A 15320-nucleotide genomic window follows, 5' to 3' on the forward strand; every position below is an offset into this window, starting at 1 on the left:
CCGATGCTAGCCGCCGCCGCTCGCGAGGAAGCGTTGGGGATTCCGCTGCCCGCCTGCTATCCCCTTCATGGCTCCGACCGGATCTGGCCGGAGACGAACTGCTATGTCGATCTCTGGATCGAATTGCTGCACGGCCGGGGCCTCGTGCCGGAAGCGATGCTCGGCTTCACCCTGCGGCAGGATTTCGAGGGCGACCAGTTCACCTTCTTCAAGCCGCCCGCTGGCGACATCGAGCGGCTCTACGGGTTGTCGATCCAGGAACTCGCGATTTTCGAGAGCCTGGAGGCGCATGCCGGCGTCCAGGTTTCGCGCGGATGCCCGGTGCTCGTGGAGGTGGACGCGATCCACCTGCCCGACACGGCGGGGACCACCTATGGCCGTGAGCACGGCAAGACCACCATCGGCATCCTCGGCCTCGACACGGGCGAGCGCGAGCTCGACTATCTCCACAATGCCGGCCGCTTCCGGCTTGGCGGCGCCGATTACGCGGGAATTTTCGGACCCTCGACCCTGTTTCCCTACGCGGAGTTCGTGAAGGAGATCGGGCCACCGCTTGCCGACGGCGACCTGCCGCGTGCCGCCCTCGACCTGCTGCGCCATCACCGCCGCTTCGCTCCACGCGCCAATCCCGTCCTCGCCTTCCGGGATGCCCTGGCGGCGCGGGCGGAGGTGCTGGTGCAGAACCCGCTCAGCGTCTTCCACGGCTACGCCTTCAACACCACCCGCCAGCTCGGAGCCAATTTCGAGCTTCTCGGCAGCCATCTCGCCTGGCTCGAAAGCCATGGCGTCGCCGGCATGTCGGCGGGCTCGGAACTGGCGCAAAAGCTTGCAGCGGAAGCCAAGGCCTTCCAGTTCCAGCTGGCGCGCGCCTTCGGCCGGCGCAACGCCACGGGTCTCTGCCAACGCCTCGATGGGCCGGCGGGCACCTACGACGCGGTCTTCGCCGCCCTCTACCGCGCGCTGTCCTGAGGGGCGTCGCGGTGGCGCGTATCCTCGCCGTCGACGGCGTGCCGGCACTCAACGTTGAGGGACCATGGCACTTGGCGGTGTCGTCTCCGGGCGCCTGTGCGACACCCCACGACCTGCCGGGCGAGGGCTGGATTCCAGCCCGCGTCCCCGGCACGGCGGCGGCCTCGTTGCGCGAGGCCGGGCTATGGTCCGAGGCCGCGCCGACGCCACTCCACGAGTCCGACATCTGGTATCGGGCGACCCTCTCCGGCACCGGCCGCGAGCGCCTGCGCTTCGAGGGGCTGGCGACCATCGCGGAGATCTGGATCGACGGGGTCCTTGCCGGTACCAGCCGGTCGATGTTCCTGGCCCGGGAGGTCGAGGCGGATCTCTCCCACGCGACCGAGATCGCCCTCTGCTTCCGCTCGCTTTCGGCCGAGCTGGCGCGCCCGCACAAGCGTGGCCGCTGGCGACCGCTCCTGGCGACGCCGGGCTCACTGCGCCATGTCCGCACCAGCCTGCTCGGCTTCATGCCGGGCTGGTGCCCGTCCATCGACAACGTCGGCCCCTATCGGCCGGTGACGCGCAAAGTTCTTCGCGGGGACGACGTGGATATCGCGTCCGTCGATCTGCGCACGGCCCTCGATGGCGGGACGGGACGCCTCACCGTGCGGATCGAACTCGACGGCGTGGCGGAGGGACCGGCGTTCCTGATCTGCGACGGCCGCGAGGTCGCCCTCCGTCAGGTCGCCCCCGGAGGGTTCGAGGGCGAACTCCTGTTGCCGGACATCCCCCCGTGGTGGCCCCATACCCATGGCGAGCCGAGGCTTCACGCGGTTGAAGTTTTGGTCGCGGACAGGCACCTCGATCTCGGCCGGGTCGGCTTTCGCACCCTTACCCTGACCCGCCCGTTCGAGGAGGGGCTGAGTCTCGCGATCAACGGCGTACCGATCTTCTGCCGTGGCGCCTGCTGGACGCCGCCCGACCTCGTCGGCCTGCCCGGCGACCGCGACAGCTATCGGCCCCTTCTCGAACTGGCGCGGGACGCCGGCATGAACGTGCTGCGCGTGCCGGGCATCACGCTCTACGAGACATCAGCTTTCCACGATCTCTGCGACGAACTCGGCATCCTGGTCTGGCAGGATCTCATGCTCGCCAATTTCGATTATCCGACCGATGATCCCGGCTTCCGCGCGACGCTCGTCGAGGAGATCACACAGTTCCTCGACCGTACCCAGACCTCGCCGTCGCTCTGCGTGCTGTCGGGCGGCAGCGAGGGCTGGCAGCAGGCGGCGATGCTGGGTTTCCAGCGCGGAATCTGGGCCGGCAGCTTCGTCGCCGACGTGCTTCCCGATCTGGTGGCCAGGACAAGGCCCGATCTCGTCGTGGTGCCGAACTCGCCCTCCGGGGGCGATCTTCCCTTCTCCACCAGGGCCGGCGTGACCCATTATTACGGGGTCGGAGCCTATCGCCGTCCGTTCGAGGATGCGCGCCGGGCCGAGGTCGGGTTCGCCTCCGAATGCCTCGCCTTCGCGAACGTGCCGGAGGCCGCCACCCTCGCCGAATGCGGCCTTACCGATCCGGCCTCGCCACGATGGGCAACGGGCATCCCCCGCGACCGGGGCGCGGATTGGGATTTCGAGGGCGTGCGCGACCATTACGTGGCGCTGCTCTACGGCGTGGATCCGCAGCGCCTTCGCGGGGGGAATCCCGAGCGCTACCTCGCGCTCGGCCGCGCGGCGAGCGACGCCTGCATGGAGGCGGTGTTCGCCGAATGGCGCCGTGCGCGCTCGCCCAATGCCGGCGGACTCGTCTGGTTTTTTCGCGATCTCGCGCCGGGGGCGGGATGGGGCGTCGTCGACTGTCTCGGGCGTCCGAAATCCGCCTGGTACGCCCTGAAACGCGCATTCCGGCCGGTCCAGGCGACCCTATCCGACGAGGGGCTGAACGGCCTCCATGTCCATGTCCAGAACGAGACGGCGCGGCGGCTCGACGCCACGCTTCGACTCGCTTTCACCGATGCGGGCGGTCGCGTGGTCATCGGGGCCGAGCGGGTGATCGAGGTCGGTCCGCGCGGCTCCGCGTCATGGTCGTCGGCGGAACTGCTGGGGCGCTTCTTCGACGCGACCCATGCCTACCGGTTCGGGCCGCCGGCCCATGTGCTCGGCCATGCGAGCCTCACCCATGCGGGCACCGGCGCGGTGATCGACGAGGCGTTCCATTACCCGCAGGGGCCGGATCCGGAGCCGCGGGAGCTCGGGCTCACGGCCGAGCTGACGCGCGACGGAACCGGCTGGGCGCTAAGGATCGCCACTGCACGGCACGCCCTCAGCGTCCGGATCGAGACCAGCGCCGGCCGGCCATCGGACAATGGGTTCTCGCTCGCACCCGGAGCGACGCGGATCGTGCCGCTTCTCGGAACCGCTGCGACGGGCGACGCGCCAACGGGCCATGTCGGCGCCCTCAACGGCATCGCAATCGCGAGGTTCGGTCATGGCGATTGAGACCTCCCGCATCACTGGGGACGCCGCCTCGATCTTGCCGCTGAGCCCCATCGCCTTCGACGGACTGTTCGGCTGGTTCAGCCCGGGCGTCTTGCGCCGCGGAATCGTCCTGTGCGGCACCCATGGCTACGAGCAGCTCTCGGCGCACCGCCCCTGGCGCGGCCTCGCCGAGGGGATCGCCGCCACGGGCTGCGCCACCTTGAGCTTCGATTATCCCGGCGTGGGTGATTCCGGCGATGCGGGCGCCGACAGCGTCGAGGCTTGGCTCCGGGCGGTACGTCGGGCTATCCGCTACCTCCGCGAGGAGGCGGGAGTGGAGGACATCGTCCTCGTCGGCCTGCGCCTCGGCGGCACCCTCGCGGCCCTCGCCGCCGAAGGCGAGCGTATCGACCGGCTCATCCTGCTGGCGCCCTTCGCGACCGGGCGCGCCTATCTTCGCGAGATGACGATGCAGTCGCGCACCATCGGGCGCCTGCCGGACGGATCGCCCCTGCCACAGGAAGTGGGCTGCCTCACCGTCGGCGGCTTCCACATCGGTCCAACTCTGGCCGCCGAACTCTCCGTCATCGATCTCGTCAAGGCGGAGCGGGCACCGGCTCCCGACATCCTCCTCTTGGGGGCGGAGGCCGGCGGACTCGGCCCGCGTTACGCCGCGCTGGGCGCGCGGGTGACCACGCGGCCCTTTTCCGGCCTCGCCGCCCTCGTCGCCAACCCGCTCTACGCCGAGACGCCGGACGAGGCCTTCTCGGCGTTGATCGCCATCGTCGCCGAGGGAGCTCAGCCCCGTCTTGCCCCAACCGTGGCGCTCCCGCCGCTCCCGGCCGATCCGATCGAGGGGGACGGCTGGCGCGAGGAGCCCTCGCGGTTCGGCCGGTCGCTGTTCGGCATCCTGTGCCATCCGCGCGATGTGGAACCGGCGCGGCCGATGGTGCTCTTCGTCAATGCCGGCACCAACGTGCATTCCGGCTGGGGACGGCAGACGACCACTCTCGCACGACGCCTTGCCGCCCAAGGTTATCTGTCCCTGCGGATGGACCTGCGCGGCATCGGCGACAGTCCGGACCGGCCGGGCGGCGCCTCTCCGCTCTACAGCCTCGATGCCCTCGACGACGTCCGCGCCGCCCTCGACCACCTTGAGACCGTACGCCCCGACCCTGTCGTCATCGTGGGCGCCTGCAGCGGGGCCTATCTCGCGTTCCAGTCCGTCTGCCGCGAGGAGAGGCTGAAGGGCGCGGTGCTGGTCAATCCTTATTGCTTCGACTGGAACCCCGCCGACGACGTCGATAGCGTCATCCGCAACGTGTTCCGGAACGCTTCCACCTATGCGGGCCTGCTGAAGCAGGGAGCCGCATGGCGACGCCTGGCGCGCGGCGAGATCCGCGTCGGCGCCATCGCTCGGGCGATCACCCAGGCCGCCATCGGGCGTGCGATCAATCGGCTTGCCGTCGTGTTCCGTCCCCGCCCCGCCGGCGGAACGGTGGCGCAGCGCGTGGCGGCTCTGCGGCGGCGCGGCGCTCATCTGCATCTCGTCTACAGCAGCGGCGACCGCGGCCTCGCCGCGCTCCACGAGAATGTGGGCCGCTCCCCCGCGAGACTCGCCCGACGCCTCGGCGGGCCGGTGACGATGATCGAAGCAGCGGACCACGATCTCAGTACCGTCGCGGCTCAAGCACGGTTGGCCGAGGGTCTGAGAGGCTTGCTGGGGCGCTTCAAGTGAAGCGGATGCGAGAATGGTGGGGCATGCACGTGCGGGCAGTGCCGCTGACCGTCCTTCGATCTCGATCGTCCGACCGCCTCCCGCCGGAGATCGATGTGCGCCGCACCGCCATCGCCATGGCCGTGCGGCGGGAAGAGACTGCGGTCAGAGGGCCGCGCAAGGGCGACCCTCTGACCGCAAGTTGGAAACGCAGGGCTCAGGCAGCACGCACGGTATTCAGGAAGCGAGCGACCTCGACGTTGAGATGCTCGGATTGGCGCGAGACTTCCAACGCCGCCGAATGGACCTGGCTGGCCGCCGCCCCCGTCTCCTCGGATGCGCGCGCAACACCCACGATGTTGCTGGTGACCTCGCTCGTGCCCGTTGCGGCCTGAGCCACGTTGCGCACGATCTCCTGTGTTGCGGCGGCCTGTTCCTCGACGGCGGCTGCGATCGAGGACGCGACGCCGTTGATCTCGCGGATACGTGACGTGATCGAACTGATGGCCGAGACCGCTTGACCGGTGACCCCCTGGATCTGGCTGATCTGGCTTCCGATCTCTTCGGTGGCGCGCGCCGTTTGGGTCGCCAGTTCCTTGACCTCCGTTGCCACAACCGCAAAACCCCTGCCCGCGTCGCCGGCACGGGCCGCCTCGATCGTGGCGTTCAGCGCCAGGAGATTAGTCTGGCTCGCGATGTTCGAGATCAGCCCTACCATGTCACCGATGCGCGAGGAGGCTTGGCTGAGTGCCTGCACCAGATGGATGGTCTGATCCGCCTCGCCGACCGCCATCTGGGCCAGATCGGAAGAGCCGGACACTTGGCGACCGATCTCCTGCACCGAGCTTCCCAGCTCTTCGGCCGCGGCTGCCACGGTCTGGACGTTGGCGGCGGCCTCGTCGGCGGCAGAGGCGACTGTGGTGGACTGACGGGCGGTTTCGGAGGCCGTGGAGGTCATGGTCTCTGCCGTCGCCTGCAGTTCCGTCGCCGACGATGAGACCAACCCGATGATTCCGCCCACCGCCCGTTCGAAAGCGTCGGCCATCTGGCGCATGCCCGTCTTGCGCTGTTGCTCGGAGTCGAGACGGGCCTGAGCCGTTTCGTTCTCCAATTGCTCGGTCCGGACTATGTTGTCCCTGAAGACCTGAACGGCAGCCGCCATTGCGCCGATCTCGTCGCGACGACCGATCGCGGGGATTTCAGTCTTGGTATCACCGGTGGCGAGCTGGCGCATGGCATCCGTCATGCGGGTGAGCGGACGACTGATGGCGAAGACGAGCATGACGACGGCGCCGACAGCCAGGATCGTGGCAATGCCGAGAAAGACAAACATCTGTTGCCGCGCAGTATCATATGCATTCTGGGCCTCTATCCCGCTCGCCGTGGCAGCCGCGACTTGGATGTCGACGAGTTTGTTCATGTTCGCAATGATGCCTCGGATCGCTTCCGACATCGTTGAATTGTACTGTTCTTGCGCTGCTGCAAGATCGCCACGTTCGGCCATCGAAATACCTTCTGCCTGCTGTGCGAGATAGGCTGTCAACTGGCGCTTGAAGGTCGCGTAGAGTTCCTGGCTGGCCGGCGACTGAGCCAGGCTGATGTAGCGCGACTCGTAAGCCCGCAGCTCGTCGAGGCGTGCCTGAATGGCTGCCATGGCCTCGTTTCGTTGCTGGGGTGTCTTTGCAGAAAGAACTCTCGCTCCGTTCACGCGAATGCGAAGCGTTGATACCTGTATTCCACTCAATGCCTGTTCGGCAGGGAGACGAACCGCACGAAGCTCTGTCGCCGCTCGGTTGATCGTTTCGATCTGGTAGTACGCCAAGCCGGCCAGGGCACCGATCAGGGCAAGCATGATGGAGAAACACGCAACGAGTTTGCTGCGCAAAGACATGGCGATTAGCATTATATCTACCTCAGTAGTTTAATAGTGAATTATGATTGTTTATACATTTTAGTTATAAAAGATGAAAATTTGATTTAAGCGGCTACTTATATATGTTTCACGTGAATAGATTGATATTATATAAGTATAGTTCAATTGTATATCTAAAATAAAAGATATTATAAGTAATCTAACCTACATAAATGCAATTTATGATAATATTATTTAATATTAAATATTAATTCGGAGCGATAAAAGAATTGATCATTGGAAAAATCGTAGATATATCTCAACCAGAATGCAATTTGAGATATCGTCCGGTGGCTATGCTGTGCCGGATTGGGAATTTTTGCGAACAGCCCATAGCGCTCGTGTAATCGCCATCAAACCTGCGAGATACGCTAAAGCCGTCGCCGTGCTTGCCGGCCCTCGAGGCATATGAAAGACACCGCCGGAACCCCAGCAGACGACTGACACGGGCGTCGGGCCGATAGGGGCCTCCCCGCTTCGAGGGTGTGAATGACCGCAGCGCCAACGGCCTTCTCGACCAAGCGGCTGATCGTGATCCTGGCTGTGGCGGGCTTTGCCAGCACCTTTGCCGGACGCGCCATCGAGCCCCTCGTCGGCGTCCTCGCCCGCGATCTGCGCAGCGATCCGCATACGGTCGCCCTTCTCTCGACGGCCTTCGCGCTGCCCTACGCCCTGATCCAGCCGATCCTCGGGCCGGTGGGGGATTCCCTTGGCAAGGAGCGGGTCATCGCTGTTTGTCTCGGCATCCTCACCCTGGCGCTCGCCGGATGCGCGCTCTCGGCGGATCTCACCGTGCTGTTCGGGTTGCGCGTGCTGGCGGGCGCGGCGGCGGGCGGTGTCATTCCCCTGGCGCTCGCCCTCATGGGCGACAGGATCCCGCTCGAGCGCCGACAGGTCGCCATCGGCCGCTTCCTCGTCGCCGTGATCCTCGGGCAATTGTCCGGCTCGACCTTCGCCGGGTTGATCGAGGCCGATGTCGGCTGGAGAGGCGTCTTCGCCATCACGGCGGCCATCGCCGCTTTTGGCTGCGCGGCGGCGATCCTCGGTTTCGAATGGGCGGCCGGCGCGGCACCCAAACGCTTCGCACTGGGCGAGGCGGTGGCGCGCTACCGCACCATCGTCGCCATTCCCCGTGCGCGAGTGCTGTTCGCCGCCGTGTTCATCGAGGCGATCGCGGTCTTTGGCATCTTCCCCCATCTAGCGCCGCTCATCGAGGCTCGCGGGGAGGGCGGCCCGCGCGAGGCCGGGCTTGCGCTGGCGGGGTTCGCTGCCGGAGGGCTGCTCTACTCGGCCTTCGTCGCACTCCTCCTGCGTTTTCTCGGGATGCAGCGGATGCTGATCGGCGGAGGCGCGATCTGCGCCGGCGCCCTGCTCGTCATCGGCAGCGCGGGAAGCTGGCAGGTGGATTGCGCAGCCCTGGTGGCGTTGGGCCTCGGCTTCTACATGCTCCACAACACCTTTCAGGTGCAGGTGACCGAGGTTGCGCCCACGGCCCGCGCCTCGGCCGTCTCCCTCCACGCCTTCTCGTTCTTCTGCGGCCAGGCTTTGGGCGTCGCGATCCTCGGCGCCGCCCTCCAGGGCCTCGGCCAGTTCACCGCGCTCGCCTTCTGCGGTCTGGTGATCCTGATCCTCGGCAGTCTCACCGGAAAGCTGCTCTCACGCTGAAGATTCGCTCTACGACGCTCCGTGCTCGCGGAACTGACCATCGTCGATAAGCCGACGTGGCTGCGCAGCGTCCGCTTTGCCAAGGCACTTCGGGTACCAAAGCGTAGAGCGAGTCAGGCCCCAATTTCAGCCGCTCATCCGGCGAACCAGTGGAGGGACGCCAGCAATTCCTCCAGTTGCCCAACGCCGCAGCGGAGCGGCTTGGTCGTCCTGGCTCGAGTGGCCATTCCGCATCAGGGAGCGAAGGAACGCTGGGCCCAGTCTGAAGGTCTCTTGCCTTTCGCCTCACAACTCAAGCAGTGGTATCGGCGTTCCTGGGTTGTGTTGTGATGATTCGATTTCGCTTCCATCGCTGCGGCAGGCGACGGACAGAATATCTCTACCGACGGGCTATCGATGAAAACAATTCACAATAATCTACATATTCTAATCTAGAGGGCGTTATATTTAAAGTTGTGCATTGATATAATTAACATATATAAAACTTAGAACTTATAGGAATTTATATTAATGATATTGTTGTATAGATTAACAAATTTGACGGCTGATGGATAAGCAAGAATAGAAAATCTACTAGTTTAATGATAGGTGGGGGAATCCAGTGAGTTTTATTTACGGCACGACGTATGGCGATTGGCTCGTCGGGCAAGACGAGAACGACCGAATCTACGGGGGGCAGTTCGGCTCGAACCAAGGGGCTGCCAACGGGGACGATACGATCCAGGGCGGTCTCGGTGACGACATCCTGATGGGTGGCGGCGGGAATGACACCCTTTATGACGGGTATTCTTTCGTCTATACAATGAATGGCAGAGATGTGCTTCGCGGGGGCGCCGGAAACGACTCTCTCTATAGCCATTTCGGGATCGATATTCTTGATGGTGGGGATGGAAACGACACGGCCTCAATCAACCGTTCGACGGCCCAGAATGCCCTGTTTTTCACGATGAGCAGTTCCACCGTCAAGACGGTGCTGGTGGGCGACAAGACTACCGTGATCGGCGTGGAGAACATCAACCTGACCGGCGGCCGCGGAGACGACTCGTTCACGACGGCGTCGGGAAACGACACGCTCGTTGGAAACGGCGGCAACGACGTCCTCAATGGAGGCAGCGGTAACGACAGTCTCGACGGTGGCGATGGCTCTGACATCCTGCGGGGTGGCGCCGGCAACGATTCCCTCTACGGTGGATATGGAGCCGATACCCTCGAAGGCGGGAATGGAAACGATACCCTCGTCGGCGATGTGTACTCTTACTATGCGAATTACGATTTCGCTTCGGATCGGCTGTTCGGTGGTAATGGGGATGACATCATCACCAGTTACAGCGGTGCGGACAGGATCGATGGCGGTTCAGGCATAGATAAGGCCGTCATAAATCGCACGTCATCCACCGTGAACCTAACCTTCTCCTTCTCGGCTTCGGCCACTCTCATCGGTGATGGGACTGCGGTCGCCAATATTGAGGCCATCACGCTCAGTACCGGGTCTGGAAACGATCGACTGACGGGGGGCGCCGGCAACGACAGCATCCATGCCGGCGGCGGCACCAATATCGTGAATGGCGGCGCAGGCGATGATACTCTGACGACTGATGGCGTCGACAGCATTCTTAGTGGTGGGCTAGGCAACGATTACCTCTTTGGTGGTGATAGACGCACCACAATGAATGGCGGCGGTGGTAACGATGAGCTGGTCGGAAACTACGGAAACAATGCCCTCGACGGCGGTAGCGGAAACGACAATCTGGATGACGGTAATGATGAGTATAGACTCGCGAGCGGAACGGGCGAGGAATACTACCTCAGTGACGTAGGATATACCCCTCCCCACGTCATCATGAGTGACGATCGACTCGGTGGTGGTAGCGGTAACGATATCGTTTATAGTGGAAGCGGTTCTGACGTCATCGATGGCGGTGCTGGTATCGATACAGCGATACTTCATCGGTTTTTCGCAAAAACCGACCTGACCTTCGTGATGAACTTCACGTCGAATGCAACCAAGATGCATGGCGACGGGACGTCCGTTATCAACGCGGAAGTCTTCGAGATTACCGGTGGACACGGGAACGACCACTTTGCGACCTTGGCCGGAAACGACAAGCTCTATGGTCGGTATGGCGCCGACGCGCTCGAGGGTGGGGCCGGGAATGATTACCTGGACGGCGGACTTGGCAACGACGTGCTGAGAGGTGGCGACGGCAACGACGTTCTCTTCGGCGGCCGTGATCCGACGCCCTATGACTACGACGGCCCAGAGGAGGATGGCGACGACGTTCTGGACGGTGGTGCCGGAAACGATATTCTCCTCGGCGGTGCGGGCAATGATATCCTCCGGGGTGGCGCAGGCAACGATCAACTGGATGGTGGCGACGGCACGAACATCCTCGACGGCGGAACCGGCAACGATACGCTGGTCGGGGGGAACTCCGCAGGGTCTGCGGGGAGGGGACAATTGCGGGGCGGTGATGGAAACGACACCATCACCAGCAATCAGGGCATCGATGCGATCGATGGTGGGACGGGCAACGATACGCTCGTGCTTGATCGCGCCGGGACCGGGGGGGCGCTGACCTTCGTCATGGTCAGCGTCGAGACGTCGACGCAGCTCGGCGGCAGCGGCACGAAGGTCATCAATGTCGAGAACATCCAGCTTTCGGGTGGCGCCGGCAATGACATGTTCACGACGCTGGCTGGAACCGACATCCTCCGGGGCGGCGGCGGCAACGATGCGCTCTCGGCGGGTGCCGGGCGTGACACGTTGGATGGCGGATTGGGCACGGATGTGCTGACCGGCGGAATCGGGAATGACGTCTTTCGTTTCGCGTCGACGCTCGGTGGCGGAAACATCGATCGCGTCACCGACTTCCTGACGAGACAATCTGATGCCGTCCATCTCGACAGCGACATCTTCCGCGCGTTCGGAAGCGTGGATACCCCCACGCGCCTGAGCGCCGATATGTTCGTGAATGGCGCAGTCGCCTTGGATGCCAACGACCGCATCCTGTACGACCGGAGCACCGGCAGCCTGAGCTATGATGCCGATGGCGTCGGGGTTGGTACCGCGGTTCAGTTCGCGACGTTCGAGAACAAGGCGGCTCTGACGGCGGATTTCATTTTCGTGATCTGAACGCGCATCCCACGAGAGCATCGTCCCGGACATCCGGTCCGGGACGATTATTCGGGGCCACGTCGGTCGCAGCGATGATTCCGCTACATTGCCTCGAGCCCGGCATACCATTCCGCGTAGGTCGTGTTCGTAACCATGCGGCGATTCTGGTCGGGGGCGCCGTCCGTCCACCAGACGGGGCCGCGTTCGCCCAGGCCGTGCTTGGCGGCATCGACCGCCGCACGGGCCCGCTTCATTGCGGCCTCATCCTCCCCACGCTTGGCCTCCTTCACCGCGCGCCGGGCATCCATCAGAGCCTTGACGAGGCGTTCCCGCCTCTCCTCGCCGAGATTCGGATCGGAGCGCCGCCACAGGCGCCCCTTGACGACGATGTAGCGGCCGTCGGGGGTCTCCAGCACTGGCATCCGGTCTCCGTTCCCTCATCGACGCTCGTCGGCACGGCAACGCGCGGGCGGGGGGCGGCGTGCCGCGTCAGCGGTGCAGGATCGGCGTGCAGACGAAGCGCTCGCTGCCCGGCAGGGGCACGATGGCGACGTCGACGCCGTAGAGGAGGCGCAGGGTTTCCGGCGTCACTGCCTCTACCGGTCTGCCGAGTGCCAGGAGCCGGCCTTCGTGAAGGAGTGCGACCGTGTCGCAGAGGAAGGCGTGGTCGGGATCGTGGGTCGAGAGAACGATGCCCATGCCGCGTTCCTTCAGGCGCCGCACCTGGTCGAGGACACGGGCCTGATTGCCGAAATCGAGGCTCGCCGTCGGCTCGTCCATGACGAGGAAGCGCGGCTCCCCCGCCAGCGCTCGGGCAATGAGGACGAGCTGGCGCTCGCCACCGCTGATCTCGGTATAGCTCCGCTCGGACAGATGCCGGATACCGAGGGTGGCGAGAGCCTCGAGGGCGACCGTCTCGTCCGTTTTGCCGGGGGCGGCGAAGGCACCGAGCCGGCTCGCCCGGCCCATCAGCACCACGTCCTGCACGCGGAAGGGAAAGAAGGCGGCGTGGGCCTGGGGCACGTAGGCGACGCTGCGCGCGAACCGCGCCCGCGACCAGGTCGCCACATCCTCGCCGTCGAGGGTGATCCGCCCGGCCTTGGCCGGGAGCAGGCCGAGGAGGGTCTTGAACAGGGTGGTCTTGCCGCCGCCATTCGGCCCGAGCAGGCCCAGCACCTCGCCCGCCTTCAAGGTGAAGCCTATGCCCGCGCCGAGGGGCTTGGCGCCGTAGCCGAAGGCGAGGTCGTGGATGCCCAGACTCACGCCCAGCCCCGCTTCGCCGTGGCCAGGAGCCAAAGGAAGAACGGCGCGCCGATGAGTGCGGTCAGGATGCCCAGAGGCACCTCGATCGGTGCGACGGTGCGGGCGACGAGATCCACCGCCAGGAGATAGCCCGCCCCCATCAGGAGGGAGGCCGGCAGCAGGCGGCGGAAATCCGGCCCGACCATCAGCCGCGCCACATGCGGGATTAGGAGGCCGATCCAGCCGATCACGCCGGTGACGGAGACGGCGGCGGCGGTCACCAGGGTCGCGGCGGCGATGAAGAGCGGGCGCAGCAGGCGCGTCTCCACGCCCAGCGCCCGTGCCTCCTCCTCGCCGAGACTCATCAGGTTCATCCGCCATGCGAACAGGATGAGGGGCAGCAGGCCGAGCACCATCGCCGGCAGAACCGCGCAGACATCGCCGAGGGTGACGGAGGCGAGGCTGCCGAGCAGCCAATAGGTGATGGCGGGCAGCTGGTTGTAGGGGTCGGCGAGCACCTTCAGCAGCGAGATCGCGGAGCCGAGCACGGCCCCGATGGCGACGCCGGCGAGCACGAGGGTCAGCACCGGATCGTGCCGCCGCACCGCGAGGCCTACCGCGTAGACCGCGCCCACGGCGAGCAATCCCCCGGCAAAGGCAAGAAGCTGAATCGCACCCACGGGGAGCGAGAGAAAGATGCCGAGCACCGCGCCGAGGCTCGCCCCTGCCGAGACGCCGAGAATGTCGGGCGAGACCAGGGGATTGCGGAACAGGCCCTGGTAGGTCGAGCCCGCCGCGGCGAGGGCCGCGCCGACGACGAGACTCGCCGCTACGCGCGGCAGGCGCACCTGCAACACCACGATCTGCGCGGTCGGATCGACGGAGGGAGAGAGCCCGAGCAGCTTCGCCCAGAGGATGCGCGCCACGTCGGCGACGGGTACGGAGTACTTACCCGTCGCCAGGGAGACGAGAACGAGGAGCAGCAACGTCAGAAGCGGGAGCCCGCCCCGTAGCGCGAGGCGCAGGACGGGGCGGGCGGCGATGGAGGAGGGTGTCACGGCCGGGCCGCCTCGGCATCCTTCAGCAGGGTGTCCAGTTGGCCCGCGTCGAGGTCCACATGGTAGAACCGCTTGTAGAAATCGCGCGCGATCGCATCCATCGGCTCCGGGAACAGGTCGGGATGCAGCAGCCCCGCGAGCCAGCGCAGGCCGATCAGGCGGTTGATCCCCGGCGGCGAATCGAACCAGCCGAAGGGTAGGCGCGGCGTCTGGTAGACCCGTCCGGCGCGTACGGCGCCGAGCGTGCTCCAGAGCGGATCGGTGGACATGCCCCGCCGGAAGGCGGGGTCGAGGGTGATGATGGCGTCGGGGTTCCACGCCAGAACCTGTTCCGGAGACACCGTGGTGAGGCCAGAGGCGCCCCCGCTCTCGGCGACGTTGCGGGCACCGCCCCTGTCGAGGATCTCGGTATTGATCGAGCCGGTGACCCCCGTCTCCAATCCGCGCGGCCCGCGGGCGTAATAGACGCGCGGCCGCCGGTCGGCGGGGATCGAGTCGATCCGTCCCTTTACCTCGGCGATCATCGCCTCCGCATAGGTGGCGAGGTCCCTGGCCCGCTCAGGCGTGCCGATGAGCTCGCCTAGCTTGGCATAGGTCTCGCCCGTCCTGTCGATGGCGCCGTCGAGGAGAATATAGGGAATGCCCGTCTGGGCCTGAACCCGGTCGGCGAGGGAGACATAAGTCGGCGCCGTGCTGCCCACGTCGATGATGAGATCGGGCTTCATGAGGAGCACGGCCTCCACATTGGCGGTGTTGCCCTTTCCGGTGAGCCGGCCATAGGCGGGCAGGCCGCGCGTCTTCGGCGTCAGGAAGGCGGCCTCGTCGGGGGAGGGGGCGCGAACCCAGCCGATCATGGTCTCCGGGGCCAGGGTGTAGAGCAGGACCGAGGCCGGCGGCCCGGCAGCGAGGACGCGTTTCGCGCGCTCCGGCACCTCCACCGTTCGTCCGGCGGCATCGACGAAGGGTCGGGCAAAAGCTGCCTCCACGGCGACGGCGAGGCCCACGAGAGTGATCGCGACCGCCACGAGCGCCTGCATGGCACGGGACGGAACGTGTTTCCGGGTGGCGGCCGGCGGGATGAGGCAAAGGATCATGGCCCGGATCGTATCACGGTGACGGGCACGGCGCTCCGCGACGGACGCGCCCGGATCGGCGGGGAATCGAGACCGCCGCGGCCTCT

10 protein-coding genes are annotated in these 15320 nt (G+C 65.5%); 5 read left to right on the forward strand and 5 right to left on the reverse strand.

Annotated elements, in window-relative coordinates:
- Window positions 1–3 precede the first annotated feature (3 nt).
- Genes K368_RS0107795 through K368_RS0107805 form a run of 3 tightly spaced genes read left to right on the forward strand, consistent with a single transcriptional unit; the run spans window position 4 to window position 5169 of the window.
- Complete coding sequence (locus K368_RS0107795; protein WP_027171892.1) at window positions 4–969, forward strand: DUF1839 family protein; 966 nt, start codon at window positions 4–6, stop codon at window positions 967–969.
- A gap of 11 nt (window positions 970–980) precedes the next feature.
- Entirely contained in the window at window positions 981–3452 is a 2472-nt protein-coding gene (locus tag K368_RS0107800; RefSeq protein WP_027171893.1) for a beta-mannosidase, read from the forward strand.
- Window positions 3442–5169 (forward strand): alpha/beta fold hydrolase, encoded by a 1728-nt coding sequence (locus K368_RS0107805; protein WP_027171894.1) that lies wholly within the window; start codon window positions 3442–3444, stop codon window positions 5167–5169. The genes K368_RS0107800 and K368_RS0107805 overlap by 11 nt, the downstream gene beginning before the upstream one ends.
- A gap of 196 nt (window positions 5170–5365) precedes the next feature.
- Here K368_RS0107805 and K368_RS0107810 read toward each other — a convergent pair whose 3' ends face one another.
- On the reverse strand, window positions 5366–7051 hold the full coding sequence (locus tag K368_RS0107810) for a methyl-accepting chemotaxis protein (RefSeq protein WP_027171895.1): 1686 nt from the start codon (window positions 7049–7051) through the stop codon (window positions 5366–5368).
- A gap of 498 nt (window positions 7052–7549) precedes the next feature.
- Between K368_RS0107810 and K368_RS0107815 the strand changes: the two genes are divergently transcribed.
- Both K368_RS0107815 and K368_RS0107820 read left to right on the forward strand, forming a co-directional pair.
- On the forward strand, window positions 7550–8725 hold the full coding sequence (locus tag K368_RS0107815; RefSeq protein ID WP_027171896.1) for an MFS transporter: 1176 nt from the start codon (window positions 7550–7552) through the stop codon (window positions 8723–8725).
- A 601-nt stretch (window positions 8726–9326) separates the two neighbouring features.
- Entirely contained in the window at window positions 9327–11858 is a 2532-nt protein-coding gene (locus tag K368_RS0107820) for a calcium-binding protein (RefSeq protein ID WP_027171897.1), read from the forward strand.
- 83 nt (window positions 11859–11941) lie between these two features.
- Here K368_RS0107820 and K368_RS0107825 read toward each other — a convergent pair whose 3' ends face one another.
- The 4 genes from K368_RS0107825 to K368_RS0107840 all read right to left on the reverse strand — a co-directional run bounded on the left by K368_RS0107825 (window position 11942) and on the right by K368_RS0107840 (window position 15177).
- On the reverse strand, window positions 11942–12262 hold the full coding sequence (locus tag K368_RS0107825; RefSeq protein ID WP_027171898.1) for a hypothetical protein: 321 nt from the start codon (window positions 12260–12262) through the stop codon (window positions 11942–11944).
- 67 nt (window positions 12263–12329) lie between these two features.
- The gene (locus tag K368_RS0107830; RefSeq protein WP_027171899.1) at window positions 12330–13103 is read right to left on the reverse strand and encodes an ABC transporter ATP-binding protein; all 774 of its coding nucleotides are present in this window, start codon (window positions 13101–13103) and stop codon (window positions 12330–12332) included.
- Window positions 13100–14125, reverse strand: coding sequence for an iron ABC transporter permease (locus K368_RS0107835; RefSeq protein ID WP_051440019.1), 1026 nt, complete (start codon window positions 14123–14125; stop codon window positions 13100–13102). Before K368_RS0107835 ends, K368_RS0107830 begins: the two co-directional genes overlap by 4 nt.
- An 11-nt stretch (window positions 14126–14136) precedes the next feature.
- The gene (locus K368_RS0107840; RefSeq protein ID WP_027171901.1) at window positions 14137–15177 is read right to left on the reverse strand and encodes an iron ABC transporter substrate-binding protein; all 1041 of its coding nucleotides are present in this window, start codon (window positions 15175–15177) and stop codon (window positions 14137–14139) included.
- Window positions 15178–15320 lie beyond the last annotated feature (143 nt).

Source organism: Methylobacterium sp. 10 (genome assembly GCF_000519085.1).
Classification (GTDB): Bacteria; Pseudomonadota; Alphaproteobacteria; order Rhizobiales; family Beijerinckiaceae; genus Methylobacterium.